Here is a 14,788-nt window from a genome sequence, read left to right as displayed (position 1 = left end):
CCACCAGCGCAGCTGGTTCGGCGTGCCCTGGGGGTCGGCGTACCAGCCCGCAGGGGTGTTCGTGGGTGATGTCATGGCGGGCAGACTACCCCTCGCCCACCTGGAACGATGGGGTCAGGGAAGGCGCCAGTCCACGGGCTGCGCGCCCTGCTGTGCCAGCAGCTCATTGGCGCGGCTGAAGGGACGGGAGCCGAAGAACCCGCGGTCGGCGGACATGGGGGAGGGGTGCGCGGACTCGACCGCCGGAAGGCTGCCCAGCAGCGGCCGTACGTTACGGGCGTCGCGGCCCCACAGGATGGCCACCAGGGGGCGCCCGCGCCCGGCCAGTGCCCGGATGGCCTGCTCGGTGACCTCCTCCCAGCCCTTGCCGCGGTGGGCGGCGGGACGGCGCGGGGCTGTGGTGAGCGCCTTGTTGAGCAGCAGCACGCCCTGCTGGGTCCAGGGCGTCAGATCGCCGTTGGACGGACGCGGCAGAGCGAGGTCGGTGTGCAGCTCGCGGTAGATGTTCTCCAGACTGCCGGGCAGCGGCCGTACCTCGGGCGCCACCGAGAAGCTGAGCCCCACCGCGTGTCCGGGCGTGGGATACGGGTCCTGACCCACGATCAGCACCTTCACCTCGTCGAAGGGCTGCTGGAAAGCGCGCAGCACATTCGGCCCGGCGGGCAGATAGGTGCGGCCTGCCGCGATCTCGGACCGCAGGAAGTCGCCCATCGCCGCGATGCGTTCCTCGACGGGCTCAAGTGCCTTGGCCCAGCCCGCTTCCACAATTTCGTTCAAGGGTCGTGCTGCCACACCGCGTCACTCTAGTGGCTCAGCGGGTGGCCGCGTGCCACCTCACGATCACTCTCAGCCGATCACGGCGATCGCCCTCAGCCGATCACCGCGGCCACTCTCAGTTCTCAGCCGATCACCGCGGCCCGGACACACAGCACATCGGGGAGATGCCGGGCGATCTGCCGCCAGCTCTCGCCCTCGTCGGCGCTCGCGTACACCTCGCCGTTGCGATTGCCGAAGTAGACCCCGGCCGGATCGGCGTCATCCGTGCGCAGCGCGTCTCTCAGCACCACGCCGTAGTGGGGCTCGCCGGGCAGCCCGGCGCACCGCTCCTCCCAGGTCGCGCCCGCGTCCTCGGTGCGGAACACCCGGCAGCGGTAGCCCGGGGGGTAGCGGTCCGAGCCGTCGGCGGCCGGGAAGACGTACGCGACGCCGCTCCGGCGCGGATGGACGGCGACCGCGAAGCCGAAGTCCGCCGGGAGGCCCTCGCTGATCTCGGACCAGTGCGCGCCGCCGTCGTCGCTGCGGTACACCCCGCCGTGGTTCTGCAGATAGAGCCGGTCGAGGTCGACCGGATCCCGGGCGACCTTGTGGACGCACTGCCCGAACTCGGGATACTGATCCGGCAGGAATTCCGCCTTGAGTCCGCTGTTGGACGGCGCCCAGCTCTCCCCGCCGTCCGCCGAGCGGTACACCCCGCCGGAGGACACGGCGACCATGAGCGCCCGCGGGTCCCGCGGATCGGTGACAACCGTGTGCACGGACTGCCCGCCGAACCCCTCGCCCCACTCCGGCCGCTGCGGGTGGTCCCACAGGCTGCGGACGAACGCGAAGGTCTCCCCGCCGTCCTCGGAGCGGAACAGCGCGCCCGGCTGGGTGCCCGCGTAGACCACCTCCGGCTCGTCGGGCCCCGCGGGCTCCAGCTGCCACACCCGCTCCAGTGAGGTGCCGGTGCCCTCGGGGAACTTCACCGCGGGCCTGGCGGGCTCGTGCCAGCTCGCCCCGAGGTCGTCGGAGCGGAAGACCGAGGGGCCCCAGTGCGAGCTGTCCGCGCCGGCCAGCAGCCGGGGGCGGTCGCCCCGGGTGTCGATGCCGACGGAGTACACCGCCTGCATGGGGAAGTGGGGACCGGTGAAATCCCAGTCCCCTCGGTCGCCGGGGCGGCCGAGGAAGAGACCCTTGCGGGTGCCTACGGCGAGCAGGACATCGTTCATGACGGCTCACTCCTTGGAGTGCGGGACGGGACGGCGGAACGGATGGATGTGTCCGTCATCACAGAGTCTGCACCCACCCACTGACAACGGCCCGGAAGCAGCCGCGTCACCCGAGGGCGCATACGCCGCAGGAGACCATCCACGTCACAGAAGGCCACCCGCGTCACAGAAAGTCATGCACGTCATACGAGAGGCTTCATAATTTGACGATCGTCGTACTACGATGTTTACCGTACTAAGCGGCGGTCCGGCCGGACCCCACGAGGAGAAACGGAGACGTTCATGAGTGCCCTCTTCGACCCCTTCACCCTGCGGTCGCTGACCATCCCCAACCGCCTCTGGATGTCGCCCATGTGCCAGTACAGCGCGGACCCGGACAAGGGTGCCGGGGTCCCGCACGACTGGCACTTCGTCCACTACGGTGCCCGCGCCACCGGCGGCACCGGGCTGATCCTGGTCGAGGCGACGGCCGTGTCCCCCGAGGGCCGCATCAGCCCCGGAGACCTCGGTATCTGGAACGACACCCAGGTCGAGGCGTTCCGTAAGATCGTCGGCTTCCTCAAGGGGCAGGGCACCGTCCCGGGCATCCAGCTCGCCCATGCCGGCCGTAAGGCGTCCACCGACGCTCCCTGGAGGGGCGGTGCGCCGCTCGGCGCCGACCAGTGGGGCTGGCAGCCGCTGGGGCCGAGCCCGGTCCCGTTCGACGAGGGCCATCCGGTGCCGGACGAGCTGTCCGAGGAGCGGATCGGCGAGATCACCCGCCAGTTCGCGGACGCGGCACGGCGCGCGCTCGCAGCCGGTTTCGAGGTGGCCGAGATCCACGGCGCCCACGGCTATCTCATCGGCGAGTTCCTCTCCCCGCACAGCAACCACCGCACCGACGGCTACGGCGGCTCGTTCGAGAACCGCGTCCGCTTCGCCCTGGAGGTCGTCGACGCGGTCCGCGCGGTCTGGCCGGAGGAACTGCCGCTGTTCTTCCGTGTCTCGGCCACCGACTGGCTGGAGGAGAACGGCTGGACCCCGGATGACACCGTCCGGCTCGCCGCCCTGCTGAAGGACCACGGCGTGGACCTCCTCGACGTCTCCAGCGGTGGCAACGCCGCAGGTGTGCGCATTCCGGTGGAGCCGGGCTACCAGGTGCCGTTCGCCGCGCGGGTGCGCCGGGAGACCGGGCTGCCGGTGGCCGCGGTCGGGCTGATCACCGAGGCGGAGCAGGCCGAGAAGATCGTCACCAATGGTGAGGCGGACGCCGTGCTGCTGGGCCGCGAGCTGCTCCGGGACCCCTACTTCGCCCGCCATGCGGCGGCCGAACTGGGCGGTCAGGTGCACAACCCGGACCAGTACCACCGCGCGGTCCGGTAGACCGCGGACGTCACCGCCGTCCGGTCCGGGGCCTCAAGTAGTTCGGAGCTGAAGTAGTACGGCGATCGTCAAACTACACTGGAGGCCTCGGAACGAGGCGATGAGGAGCAGCCGTGCAGACGCAGACCACGCCGACCGCGCCCCAGTCCCAGCCCCAGGCGTCGTCGCAGCCCCAGGCGTCCGGGCGCTCGCTGGAGCATCCGCGGCGCGAGGCGATCCGCCTCGAGGATGTGCTGCACGCGCTCTCCGACCCCATGCGGATGCGGGTGGTGCGGACGCTCGCCGAGGAGACCTGCGAGCTGTCCTGTTCGGTCTTCGACCTGCCGGTCAGCAAGTCCACCACCACCCACCACTTCCGGGTGCTGCGTGAATGCGGTGTGATCCACCAGATCTACCGGGGCACCGCCAAGATGAACGCGCTGCGCCGTGCTGACCTAGACGCGCTGTTCCCCGGACTGCTCGACAGCGTCCTCGCCGCCGCGGCCCTCCAGGAGGGGCGCCTCGGCGGCGACCGGGGCTGAAGTCCGCCCGCCCGGCAGGTGGTTGAAGAGCAGATTGAGCGCGATCGCGGTGACGCACCCGGCGCTGATCCCGCTGTCCATCACCGTCTGGAACCAGTCCGGGAACTCCTTGTAGATCCCCGGTACACCCACCGGCAGCAGCCCCACGGCGATCGACACCGCCACCACCGTCAGGTTGTGGTTGTCCCGGAAGTCCACCCCGGCCAGTGTGCGCAGCCCGCTCGCCGCGACCGTACCGAACATCACCAGACCCGCCCCGCCCAGCACCGGGGCCGGGATCGCCGCCACCACCGCGCCCAGCTTCGGAGCCAGCCCGAGCAGCACCAGCAGGCCGCCCGCGGCCGCCACCACCCAGCGGCTGCGCACCCGGGTCATCCCCACCAGGCCGACGTTCTGCGCGAAGGCGGTGTACGGGAAGGTGTTGAAGACCCCGCCGAGCACGGTCGCGGCGCCGTCCGCGCGCAGTCCGTCCGCCAGCCGCCGCCCGTCGACCGGGCGCTCGGTCAGCTCACCCACCGCGATGAAGTCACCGGTGGTCTCGGTCATCGTCACCAGCGCGACGACCAGCATGGACACCACGGCCGGCGTCTCGAACGTCGGGGTGCCGAAGTGGAACGGGGTGGAGACGCCGACCCAGTCGGCGCCGCCCACCCCGGAGAAGTCGGTGAAGCCCAGGGGTATCGCGACCGCCGTCCCGGCCACGATCCCCACCAGCACCGCCACCCGGCCGAGGAATGCGGGCGCGAAGCGCTGCACGGCCAGGACGAGGACCAGCACCCCGGCGGCCAGGCACAGGTTCTTCGGCGTACCGAAGTCCGGCGCGCCCTGGCCGCCCGCCGCCCAGTTGCCCGCGACCGGCAGCAGCGAAAGGCCGATGATCAGTATCACCGTGCCGGTCACCAGCGGCGGGAAGAACCGCAGCAGCCGTCCGAAGACCGGTGCCAGCACGATCATCGCCACCCCGGCCACGATCACCGAGCCGTAGATCGCGCGCAGCCCGCCGCCCTCCGTGCCGATCAGCACCATGGGGGTGACCGCCGCGAAGGTGCAGCCCTGCATGATCGGCAGCCGGACGCCGAACCGCCACAACCCCACGCACTGCAGGACCGTGGCGATACCGCACAGCAGCAGATCGGCGTTGATGAGATACGCCAGATCGGCGGGGGACAGCTTCATCGCCCCGCCGACGATCAGCGGCACGGCGACCGCGCCCGCGTACATGGCCAGCACATGCTGGAGTCCGAAGGCGGCGAGCCGGCCGGGCGGCGGCACCTCGTCCACGGGATGGCGTACGGACGTCATGGCGGCTCCTCGCGCGGCGCAGGGTTGGGCGGCGGATCAGGGTGAGGCGACCGTAGAATGCTTAAACAATCTGTTGATTTCAGGGGTGTTGCCGCCCTGTGTCAACCCCTTGGACCGCGCGGACTCGCCGCCTGTGTCCATCGCATGGACCGCGCGGACTTGCCGTCCCGCGCCAACCCCTTGGCTCACGCGGACCTGCGGACCGCCGGTGGAAGCCGACCCTCGCCCGGCCCGGATCACTCCTGCCCGCGCGCCGCGCCCAGCAGCCCCGTCCAGTCCGGGATCTTCACCTTCGTACGCCCCAGCGCCTCGCCGAGCGCTGCCTCGGCCGCCTCGATCCGCAGCCAGCCGGTCCACTCCACCGGCTCCACCCCGGCCTCGCGCAGCGCCCGCAACGGATCCGCCACCACCGGGCGGGCGGCGAGCGCCTCCGCGTCGGCCAGCAGCGAGGCCACGGTCTCCTTCGCACACGGCCGGTTGGTGCCGATCACCCCGGTCGGGCCGCGCTTGATCCACCCCGCCACGTACTCCCCGCGCGAGGGCACGCCGCCGCGCAGCACCCGCCCCGCCGCGTTGGGGACCGTGCCGCGCTCCTCGTCGAACGGCAGCCCCGGCAGTGGCACACCCCGGTAGCCCACCGACCGCAGCACCAACGGCGCCTCGATGTCCTCGAAGACCCCGGTGCCCGCCACCCCGCCGCGCCCGTCCGGCGCGGTCCGCTCGAAGCGCACCGCGCGCACCGCGTCCTCGCCCAGCAGCGCCACCGGCTTGAGGAAGAACCGCAGATGAATCCGGCGCGGGCGGCCCGTGGGCTCGCGCCGCGCCCAGTCGCGCAGCACCTCGACATTGCGCCGGTTGATCCCCGGCAGCCCCGACGGGTCCGTGTACGCCGGGTCCAGCGCCAGCTCCTCCGGGCGGACCAGCACATCGGCGCCGGTCAGCGCGCCCAGCTCACGCAGCTCCTTGGTGGTGAACTTCGCCTGCGACGGCCCGCGCCTGCCGACCATATGGATGTCCGAGACCTGGCTCTCGGACAGCGCCCCGAGGGCGGCGTGCGGCACATCGGTGGGCCTCAGCTCCTCCGCCCCGCGGGCCAGAATGCGCGCCACGTCCACCGCGACATTGCCCACCCCGATGACGACGGCGGAGCCCGCCCCGAGCGCGAAGGAGTCGACGGTCGCGTCCGGATGGGCGCTGTACCAGGAGACGAACTCGGTCGCGGAGAAGCTGCCCGGCAGCTCCTCGCCCGGAACGCCGAGCCGCCGGTCGGTCGCCGCGCCCACGCAGTAGACCACCGCGTGGTAGAGCCCCAGCAGCCGCTCGGGCACCAGCAGGGGCGGCCCCACCTGCACATTGCCGAGGAAGCTGACCCGGGGGTGCTCCAGGACCGTGCGCAGCGTGTTCTGCAGCGACTTGATCTTCTCGTGGTCGGGCGCGACACCGTAGCGCACCAGCCCGTACGGACAGGGCAGCCGGTCCAGCACATGCACCGACACCTCGGGGACAGCCTGCTGCTGGACGAGCGCTTGGGCGGCGTACACCCCGCTCGGCCCGGAACCGATGACCGCGACGCGAAGCACGAGGAGCTCCTTCCGCAGGATGTCTCCAGCATCCCACCCGGCGGGGCGCCCTGTCCGGCACTACGCGCCGAGGGACCGGACCGGATGACACCGCCCGGCCGCCGGTCCACGGGCCCGCGACCGCGCCGCGAGCCCGGCTCGAAGCCGGTCCAACAGTCCCTCCGGGTTCGGTACGGCGCTCGCTACGACATCTGCCGCATCCGCCGGATCTCGCTGCTCTGCTGCGCGATCACGTCGTTCGCCATCTCCTCCACCCGGACGTTGTTGCCCTGGGCCAGCACATCCGTGGCCATGGAGACCGCGCCCCGGTGATGGGTGATCATCAGCTTGAGGAAGAGCGCGTCGAAGTCGGCGCCCTTGGCGGCGCGCAGCCGCGCGAGCTGGGCCTCAGTGGCCATCCCCGGCATCTTGGCGGCATGGCCCTCGTGGCCGCCGTCGCCGCCCTTCGGCTCGCCGCCGGCTGTCTTCTGCCAGGCGCGCATCGCCTCGATCTCCGGCTTCTGCCCGGACGCGATACGCTCCGCGAGCCGCTTGACCTTCGCCGACTTGGCGCGGTCGGCGGCGAGGCCGGTCATCACCAGGGCCTGCCGATGGTGCTCGATCATCATGCGGACGTAGGAGCGGTCGGCAGTGTTGGGGGAGTCGTCGTCCCCCGCCTTCGCCGCCTCCTCGGCCGACAGCTTCTTCGCCGCCTCACCGGGCTTGCCCGGCGCGATCACCGCGGGCTTTCCGTCCTTGCCCTTCCCCGCGTCGGCCCCGCCGCCGCTCTCCGTGTCACAGCCGGTCAGGACGAGTGCCAGGGCGGCCGCCGCAGCGGCGGCCACGAGGGATGCGGAGTGGAGCGTCGTACGGCGGTTCAACACCGTGGCCTCCTGGGGCGCTTGGGATCCGCAGACCGTCTTAGCACGTCAGCGGCGCTCCCGATCAGGGCGCGTTGGGAAAATCTCTTTACGAACATGTTGCTACCTGTTGTGGTGTACATGGATAGGGCGATACTTCCTCCGGTCCGTCAACCGTTCAACTCCGAGCGGAGACGGCGACAAAGGGAGGACGCAGTGAAGCCGTGGGAAAGACCCCCGCAGCGGCGCGGATACCTCGGCGCGGCCGCGGCCGCCTTCGGACTGGTGGCCACGTTGCTGGCCGCGGGACCGGCGGCCGCGACGCCCGACCCCGGTGACGCTCCCCACAAGGAGCGGGTGACGAAGAGTCAGCAGTCGGAAGCCAGGGCCGCCATCGAGAACGGCGACATCCCCGGCGTGGACCAGATCGTCCACAGCGACAATGTCAGCCACCTCACCAACATCCCCAAGCAGGACCTCAAGGGCGTCAACTCCGACCTGGCCTTCCAGGGCAGTTATGCCTTCGCGGGCAACTACGACGGTTTTGTCATCTATGACATCAGCCGGCCGAAGAGCCCGAAGATCGTGAGCCAGGTGCTCTGCCCGGGCTCGCAGAACGATGTGTCGGTCTCAGGAGACCTGCTCTTCCTCTCCACCGACTCCTCGCGCAGCGACAACTCCTGCAACAGCACCACCCAGCCCGCGACCGAGAAGTCCTCGTGGGAGGGCATGAAGGTCTTCGACATCAGCGACAAGCGGAACCCGGAGTACGTCGCCGCCGTCGAGACCTCCTGCGGTTCGCACACCCACACCCTGGTGCCCGAGCGCACGGACGTGTACATCTACGTCTCCTCGTACTCGCCCAGCGCCACCTTCCCGGACTGCCAGCCTCCGCACGACGGAATCTCCGTCATCAAGGTGCCCCGCAAGGCGCCCGAGAAGGCCGCGGTCATCGACTTCCCCGTGCTCTTCCCGGACGGCGGTAACCCCGGTGGGCCCACCAACCCCGGCGTCTCCCAGACCACCGGCTGCCATGACCTCACCACGTTCCCCAAGCTGAAGCTGGCGGCGGGCGCGTGCATGGGCGACGGCATCCTGCTCGACATCGCCGACCCCGCGAAGCCGCGGGTCATCGACCGGGTCGAGGACAACGTCAACTTCGCCTTCTGGCACTCGGCCACCTTCAACGAGCGCGGCACCAAGGTCGTGTTCACCGATGAGCTGGGCGGTGGTGGGGCCGCGACCTGCAACGCCGAGGTGGGCCAGGACCGCGGCGCGGACGGGATCTACGACATCGTCGGCAAGGGCGACAAGCGCAAGCTGGTCTTCCGGAGCTACTTCAAGATCCCGCGCCACCAGGCCGACACCGAGAACTGCGTGGCCCACAACGGCTCGCTGATCCCGGCCAAGGGCCGGGACATCATGGTCCAGGCGTGGTACCAGGGCGGCGTGTCCATCTGGGACTTCACCGACTCCGACCGGCCCGAGGAGATCGGCTACTTCGAGCGCGGGCCGCTCTCCAGCGACACGCTCATCACCGGCGGCTCCTGGTCCGCGTACTACTACAACGGCTACATCTACTCCAACGACATCGCGAAGGGCTTCGACGTCCTGAAGATCCACGACCGGCGCACCGACAGCGCCGAGTCGGTCCGGCTGCGCGAGCTCAACACGCAGACGCAGCCCGACTACCGCTGAGCGCCGGCTCCCTAGCCCAGAGGGCTCATCCGGCTCCCGTCGGGCGGTTCGTCGCCCGGCGGGAGCCCCAGCTCCCAGTCCAGTTCGTAGCGGTGGAACAGCTCGGCCCGCAGCCGCTCGGGCGCCATCGGCGCGCCCGGCAGCAGCACCGCGACCACCGCGCCCATCAGCAGGGCGCGCAGCAGCCGGTAGTCGGTCTCGGGGTCCTCGGAGCCGTACCGCGTGACGGTGTCCCGCAGCAGGGCGGCCAGCCGCTGCTGCTCGGGGCACTGGATGAAGCCCTCGGCCGTGAGGATCCCCGCCATATGCGTCCGCATCAGCCGGGGCCGGTCCCGGGCCAGGCCCAGGATCGCGTCGATCGCCCGCGCCAGCAGCTCCCGCCCGGCCTCCTCGCCCTCCGGCCGCGGCTCCCGCTCGAGCCCCCGGGCCAGCTCCATGTGCATCAGCCGGTGCACGGCCGTCTGCAGCAGCTGCCGCTTGCCCGGGAAGTAGTACGACACCAGACCGCGGGCCGCCCCGGCCCGGTCGGCGATATCGGCGAGGGTGGTCGCCTCGTAGCCGTGCTCGCCGATCAGCTCGACCGTCGCCTCCAGCAGACGGGCCTGGGATCGGCGCCGCAACTCCTCATTGACCGACGGGCTTCGGGGGACCATGCTGTAACTCCTGCGTTGGCTGGCTGTCAGCCAATATACTCAGGGGACGTGTGGTTGTCCGCCGTTCCCTTGAGGGCGGACGCATGTCTCCGCCGGTTCGGGCGACACGGGGGGATCGCCCGAACCGGTGGGTTCGCCCCTTTGGGGCGCTTTTGGAATCCCTTTGGGGCCCGGCCTTCGGGCGCTAGGGAGCCGTGGCGGCGTCCGGCAGCGGGCCGAGAATCGCCCGCAGGGCGTCCGGGCGCCGGTCGTGCGCCGTCGCCCTGTCCATGCGTGCCTATATCCGATGCCGCCATGGGGACTTCACTACCGCCATTGATCTCGCGGGTACGGCATTGCGGTCCATCCCGCCGCGCGGCTGGGGCGTCGCCATCGGATTGCCGCTGTCCGTGCTGGTGGCGGCCCACACCGCCATCGGCAGACTCGAAGAGGCCCAGCGGTATCTGCATTACTGGGTGCCGAAGGAAATGTACGACAGCGTGGTGGGACTGGAGTACCTCCGCGCCCGGGGGCAGTACTGCCTGGCCATCAACCGCCCGTACGCCGCGCTGTACGACTTCATGGTGAGCGGGATGCTGATCGACCAGTGGCCCGTGGACTTCGGTGACCTGGCGCCCTGGCGCGTCGACGCCGCCGAGGCCTATCTGCGGGTCCATGAACCGGCGGAGGCCAAGAGACTCGCCCTGGAAGAACTCAAGCTGTCGCCCGACCGGCCCTTGAGCACCCGGGGCAGAGCGCTGCGCATCCTGGCCATGGCCGAGGACCCGGACAAGCGCAGGCTGCTCCTCTACCAGTCCGCCAAGTGCCTGCGCGAGCAGGGCGACCGCTATGAACTCGCCCGCACGCTGGCCGAGCTCAGCCGGGACTACCTCAGCACCGGGGAGACCCAACAGGCGCGCACCACCTGGCATGAGGCGCAGAAGCTGATGGACGAGTGCGGGATGAGCGCCCAGCACGAAAGCCGACGAGAGCTTGTCGTGGACGGTGTTGAGAGCGTCGGGAGCTCTCAACTGCCCAAGGATGCCGGGGAGTCCGAACACGCCGAGGACGACGCCCCCGGAACAACGGCCGAGAGCGCCGAGCAACCCGTACTGTCGGAGGCCGAGTGGCGCGTGGCCACGCTGGCGGCGTCCGGAATGACCAACCGGCAGATCGCCAAGAGTCTGTACATCACCGTCAGCACCGTGGAGCAGCATCTGACGCGCATCTATCGCAAGCTCTCGGTGGGAAATCGGCAGGAGCGGTCACGCCGTCTGTGGCTGCTCATAGGTGCCACGGGAGCGTCCTCCTGCTGACCGCCCCGAGGCAAGGGGGGATAGGGGAGTGGTTAGGGGACTGGGGAGCGGGCGCGCGGACCAGACTTGGCAATCCGTAGGGCGGCGCAGTGGTGGCGATGGAGCGACTGACGGGACGGACAGGCATGGACGAGATACGCGACTACCCCGAACTGCGGGCTGCTGCATGCCCGTTCTCACCCCCGCCGGGATATGAGGAACTGCGCGAGCGGTCCGCCGTCACACGGGTGCGGATGTGGGACGGCAGCACCCCATTCCTCGTCACCGGCTATCACGAGGCGCGGACCGTGCTCGGCGACGACCGGTTCAGCGCCGACGGCACCCACAAGGCGATGCCCCGCTTCGTGAAGTTCGAGGTGCCGGCCGATGTGTTCAACCTCGGGAGGATGGACGATCCGGAGCACGCCCGGATCCGCCGCATGCTCACCGCGCACTTCACCATCCGGCGCACCGAGGCGATGCGGCCGATGATCCAGGACATCGTGGACGGCCTCCTGGACCGGCTGATCGCCGAGGGGCCGCCGGCCGACCTGGTGGCCGACTTCGCCTTCCCGCTGCCGTCCCAGGTGATCGCCGTGATGCTGGGGGTCTCGGACGCCGACTTCGCCGAGTTCCAGCGGGCGTCGCAGGGCGTCATGGACTTCACCGTGTCGACCGAGGAGATGGGTGCCGCGCTCGGTGTCATGGTGGACTACGTCTCCCGGATGTGTGCGGCCAAGCGCGCCGCCCCGGGAGACGACCTCCTCAGCCGGCTCATCGTCGACCAGGAGCGGACGGGTGCGCTCACCCGGCAACAGGTGGTCGCCACCGCCCTGGTGCTGCTGCTGGCCGGGCACGAGACCACCGCCAACATGATCGCCCTGTCCACCGTCCTGCTGCTGCGAAACCCCGACCAGCTCGCCCGGCTGCGGGCGGACCCCGGGCTGATGCCCAACGCGGTGGACGAACTGCTCCGGTACATCACGATCGTCCAGGAGGGCACCGGACGGGTGGCCATCGAGGACGTCGAGGTCGGCGGCGTGCTCATCCCGGCCGGTGAAGGGGCTGATCATCAACCTGCCCAGCGCCAACCGCGATCCCCACTTCGCGGGCGCCCACGAGCGGGCGTTCGGCCGGCTCATGTCGCGTTCGGCTTTGGAGTGCACCAGTGCCTGGGGCAGACCCTCGCCCGGGTCGAGCTGCAGATCGCCCTGGAGACCCTGGTGCGTCGGCTGCCGACGCTGCGCCTGGAGGTTCCGTTCGAGGATCTGGCGTTCCTGTACGAGTCGATGAACTTCGGCGTCGCCCGTGTGCCCGTCGCCTGGTGACCGGTGACCGGTGACCGGTGACCGCGGACCGGAGGCCGGGCGGACAACAGAAGGAGAGGGGAGCACCATGGTGAAGGTCTCGGTGGATCAGGAGAAGTGCTGCGCGGCCGGACACTGCGCGCCGGCCGCGCCGGAGGTGTTCGAACCAGCGGGAGGAGGACGGGGCCGTCGTCCTGCTGGACCCGAACCCGCCGCTCGCGCTCCGCGACAGCGTCGCCGAGGCGTCGTTCCTCTGCCCGGCCGCCGCGATCGCGGTAGAGGATTAGCAAGCGCTCCACACCCGATCGCGGCCCCGGCGAGACGCTTCTCGCCGGGGCCGCGCAAGCGAGGGGAAGGCAGTCTTGACCACGTCGACTTCCAGTCCGGCCGCCAGTTCCGCGTCTGCTTCCCGGCAGGTCACCGTCGGGCTGGCCGAACGCTCGTACACCGTCCACATCGGACACGGTGTGCAGCGGCTGCTCCCGCGGGTGGTGGCCGCCCTGGGCGCGCGCAAGGCGGTGGTGGTCACCGCGCGGCCCCCCGAGCGGACCCCCGATCCGGGAGTGCCCTCGCTCGTCGTACAGGCCCGTGACGGAGAGGAGGCCAAGGACTTGGCCGCCGTGACGGACCTGTGCCGCCGGTTCGTCGGATTCGGGCTGACCCGCTCGGATGTGGTGGTGTCCTGCGGCGGCGGCACCACGACCGACACGGTGGGCCTGGCCGCCGCCCTCTACCACCGGGGCACACCGGTCGTCCATGTGCCGACCTCGCTGCTGGCCCAGGTGGACGCGAGCGTCGGCGGGAAGACCGCGGTCAATCTGCCCGAGGGCAAGAACCTCGTCGGTGCCTACTGGCAGCCCGCGGCCGTGCTCTGCGACCTCGACCACCTGGACACCCTGCCCGAACGGGAGTGGCGCAACGGCCTCGGTGAGATCGCCCGCTGCCACTTCATCGGCGCGCCCGATCTCGGCCGGCTGCCGTTGCTCGACCAGATCGCGGCCAGTGTGACGCTCAAGGCGGGCGTCGTCGCCGCGGACGAACGCGACTCGGGCCTGCGCCACCTGCTCAACTACGGCCACACGCTGGGGCATGCGCTGGAACGTGCCACCGGCTTCGCACTGCGGCACGGGGAGGGCGTGGCCATCGGCACGGTGTTCGCCGGGCGGCTCGCCGGCGCGCTGGGGCGTATTGGCCCGGAGCGGGTCGCCGAGCACCGTGACGTGGTCGCCCGCTATGACCTGCCGACCGGGCTGCCCCCGCATGTCTCCGTCTCCGAGCTGGTGGAGCTGATGCGGCTGGACAAGAAGGCCACCGATGGGCTGACGTTCGTCCTGGACGGACCCGAGGGGCCCGGACTCGTGCGCGGGATCTCCGAGGAGACGGTCAGCGCCACTCTCGCGGAGATGCCCCGCGAGCCGGAAGGGTGATGTGGCGCGAGCCGGAATCGCCATACGCCGCGCGGCCCGTTCGCCGGGCGCGCCGGGCTACGCGGCGGGCAGGGCTTCGTCGACGGGCCCGCGCCGCACACAGCGGCCGCCGTCGAACAGCGCGGCCTCCTCGGTCAGCGCACGCATTGCGGGCAGGTCGTGGCTGATGAACAGCAGGGCGGTCCCGGCCGGGGCGGGAGGCGGGGCAGTGCCCACAGTGACGGGACCGCGCCGGACTCGCACCGGCTTCCTGGCTACCGTCGCCTCGTGCGGTCATTGTGACGCACGGGGCGGCGGGGCTGGGACCAGGGGCGCCATCGGCCGCGGAGGATGCCGCGACATCCTCGGCGGCCTCCGGCGCGCGGCGCTCTACAAACATGTAGATTCTGTTTTCTCCCCACAATGGAGGTATTACTGAGAAGGAGATGCAGATGACGCTGTGGGACCGCCTCAAGGACTCGGTCCAGACGATGCAGGCTCAGCTCACGGCGAAGAAGCACGAGTTGCAGAGCGGGGCGTTCCGGGACGCGAGCATGGCCATGTGCGCCTTGGTGGCGGCGGCGGACGGCACGATCGACCCGTCCGAGCGGCAGCGCGTCGCTCAGCTCATCACCACCAACGACGTGCTCCAGAACTTCCCCCCGGGCGATCTGCACCGCCGCTTCGAGGACCACCTCGACGAGCTCACGACGGACTTCACCCTCGGCACGGCGAGTGCCATGCGGGAGATCGGCAAGGCGAAGAGGAGGCCCGCCGAGGCCCGGGCCGTCATCCAGATCGGCATCGTCATCGGCTGCGCCGACGGCTACTTCGACGAGAGCGAACGGGACGTCGTCC

General features: G+C 70.6%; 15 protein-coding genes and 1 pseudogene. 8 read left to right on the top strand and 8 right to left on the bottom strand.

The features are described from left to right. The 3 genes from GWI24_RS27315 to GWI24_RS27305 form a co-directional block, all read right to left on the bottom strand. The coding region (locus tag GWI24_RS27315; protein ID WP_210948561.1) for a DUF2510 domain-containing protein at positions 1 to 75 on the bottom strand (75 nt) is incomplete at its 3' end. Positions 76 to 114: 39 nt separating this feature from the next. After that, complete coding sequence (locus GWI24_RS27310) at positions 115 to 792, bottom strand: uracil-DNA glycosylase (protein ID WP_086885372.1); 678 nt, start codon at positions 790 to 792, stop codon at positions 115 to 117. A gap of 107 nt (positions 793 to 899) precedes the next feature. Beyond that, positions 900 to 1,988, bottom strand: coding sequence for a sialidase family protein (locus GWI24_RS27305; protein WP_210948559.1), 1,089 nt, complete (start codon positions 1,986 to 1,988; stop codon positions 900 to 902). A 282-nt stretch (positions 1,989 to 2,270) separates the two neighbouring features. On the opposite strand from GWI24_RS27305, the gene GWI24_RS27300 reads away from it, so the two are divergent. Further along, positions 2,271 to 3,350 (top strand): NADH:flavin oxidoreductase/NADH oxidase, encoded by a 1,080-nt coding sequence (locus GWI24_RS27300; protein ID WP_210948558.1) that lies wholly within the window; start codon positions 2,271 to 2,273, stop codon positions 3,348 to 3,350. Positions 3,351 to 3,541: 191 nt separating this feature from the next. Further along, entirely contained in the window at positions 3,542 to 3,871 is a 330-nt protein-coding gene (locus GWI24_RS27295) for a helix-turn-helix transcriptional regulator (protein ID WP_210948560.1), read from the top strand. On the opposite strand, the gene GWI24_RS27290 is transcribed toward GWI24_RS27295, so the two are convergent. The 3 genes from GWI24_RS27290 to GWI24_RS27280 all read right to left on the bottom strand — a co-directional run bounded on the left by GWI24_RS27290 (position 3,785) and on the right by GWI24_RS27280 (position 7,616). Beyond that, a complete protein-coding gene (locus GWI24_RS27290) occupies positions 3,785 to 5,173 on the bottom strand; it encodes a nucleobase:cation symporter-2 family protein (protein ID WP_210948557.1) in 1,389 nt (462 codons plus the stop codon). The genes GWI24_RS27295 and GWI24_RS27290 overlap by 87 nt on opposite strands. 236 nt (positions 5,174 to 5,409) lie before the next feature. Then, on the bottom strand, positions 5,410 to 6,753 hold the full coding sequence (locus tag GWI24_RS27285; protein ID WP_210948556.1) for an FAD-dependent oxidoreductase: 1,344 nt from the start codon (positions 6,751 to 6,753) through the stop codon (positions 5,410 to 5,412). 182 nt (positions 6,754 to 6,935) lie between these two features. Continuing rightward, a complete protein-coding gene (locus GWI24_RS27280; protein WP_210948555.1) occupies positions 6,936 to 7,616 on the bottom strand; it encodes a DUF305 domain-containing protein in 681 nt (226 codons plus the stop codon). A 192-nt stretch (positions 7,617 to 7,808) separates the two neighbouring features. Here GWI24_RS27280 and GWI24_RS27275 point away from each other — a divergent pair, with 192 nt between their 5' ends. Further along, on the top strand, positions 7,809 to 9,290 hold the full coding sequence (locus GWI24_RS27275; protein ID WP_210948554.1) for an LVIVD repeat-containing protein: 1,482 nt from the start codon (positions 7,809 to 7,811) through the stop codon (positions 9,288 to 9,290). An 11-nt stretch (positions 9,291 to 9,301) separates the two neighbouring features. Here GWI24_RS27275 and GWI24_RS27270 read toward each other — a convergent pair whose 3' ends face one another. After that, the gene (locus tag GWI24_RS27270; RefSeq protein WP_210948553.1) at positions 9,302 to 9,943 is read right to left on the bottom strand and encodes a TetR/AcrR family transcriptional regulator; all 642 of its coding nucleotides are present in this window, start codon (positions 9,941 to 9,943) and stop codon (positions 9,302 to 9,304) included. Positions 9,944 to 10,278: 335 nt separating this feature from the next. Between GWI24_RS27270 and GWI24_RS27265 the strand changes: the two genes are divergently transcribed. From GWI24_RS27265 to GWI24_RS27255, 4 genes and pseudogenes are all read left to right on the top strand, one after another. Next, a complete protein-coding gene (locus GWI24_RS27265; protein WP_210948552.1) occupies positions 10,279 to 11,238 on the top strand; it encodes a LuxR family transcriptional regulator in 960 nt (319 codons plus the stop codon). A gap of 125 nt (positions 11,239 to 11,363) precedes the next feature. After that, positions 11,364 to 12,545, top strand: coding sequence for a cytochrome P450 (locus GWI24_RS27260; protein WP_210948551.1), 1,182 nt, complete (start codon positions 11,364 to 11,366; stop codon positions 12,543 to 12,545). 70 nt (positions 12,546 to 12,615) lie between these two features. After that, a pseudogene (locus GWI24_RS45580) lies at positions 12,616 to 12,811 on the top strand (ferredoxin). A gap of 75 nt (positions 12,812 to 12,886) precedes the next feature. Then, on the top strand, positions 12,887 to 13,951 hold the full coding sequence (locus tag GWI24_RS27255) for a 3-dehydroquinate synthase (protein WP_210948550.1): 1,065 nt from the start codon (positions 12,887 to 12,889) through the stop codon (positions 13,949 to 13,951). A 57-nt stretch (positions 13,952 to 14,008) separates the two neighbouring features. Here the strand turns inward: GWI24_RS27255 and GWI24_RS27250 are convergent, their stop codons facing one another. Beyond that, complete coding sequence (locus tag GWI24_RS27250) at positions 14,009 to 14,167, bottom strand: hypothetical protein (RefSeq protein WP_247616957.1); 159 nt, start codon at positions 14,165 to 14,167, stop codon at positions 14,009 to 14,011. Between the two features lie 215 nt (positions 14,168 to 14,382). Between GWI24_RS27250 and GWI24_RS27245 the strand changes: the two genes are divergently transcribed. Next, positions 14,383 to 14,788 (top strand): tellurite resistance TerB family protein (locus GWI24_RS27245; RefSeq protein ID WP_210948549.1); only part of this gene is annotated, 406 nt, incomplete at its 3' end.

Source organism: Streptomyces sp. MK37H (assembly GCF_018035285.1).
In the GTDB taxonomy this organism is placed as follows: domain Bacteria; phylum Actinomycetota; class Actinomycetes; order Streptomycetales; family Streptomycetaceae; genus Streptomyces; species Streptomyces endocoffeicus.
Note: the sequence above shows the minus strand (reverse complement) of the source record. Positions and strands in the feature narration are given on the sequence as shown.

Bases quoted from the DNA above. Each gene is read 5' to 3' on its own strand.
- GWI24_RS27300 (WP_210948558.1), top strand. From the start codon at position 2,271: ATGAGTGCCCTCTTCGACCCCTTCACCCTGCGGTCGCTGACCATCCCC.
- GWI24_RS27290 (WP_210948557.1), bottom strand. From the start codon at position 5,173: ATGACGTCCGTACGCCATCCCGTGGACGAGGTGCCGCCGCCCGGCCGG.
- GWI24_RS27260 (WP_210948551.1), top strand. From the start codon at position 11,364: ATGGACGAGATACGCGACTACCCCGAACTGCGGGCTGCTGCATGCCCG.
- GWI24_RS27305 (WP_210948559.1), bottom strand. From the start codon at position 1,988: ATGAACGATGTCCTGCTCGCCGTAGGCACCCGCAAGGGTCTCTTCCTC.
- GWI24_RS27270 (WP_210948553.1), bottom strand. From the start codon at position 9,943: ATGGTCCCCCGAAGCCCGTCGGTCAATGAGGAGTTGCGGCGCCGATCC.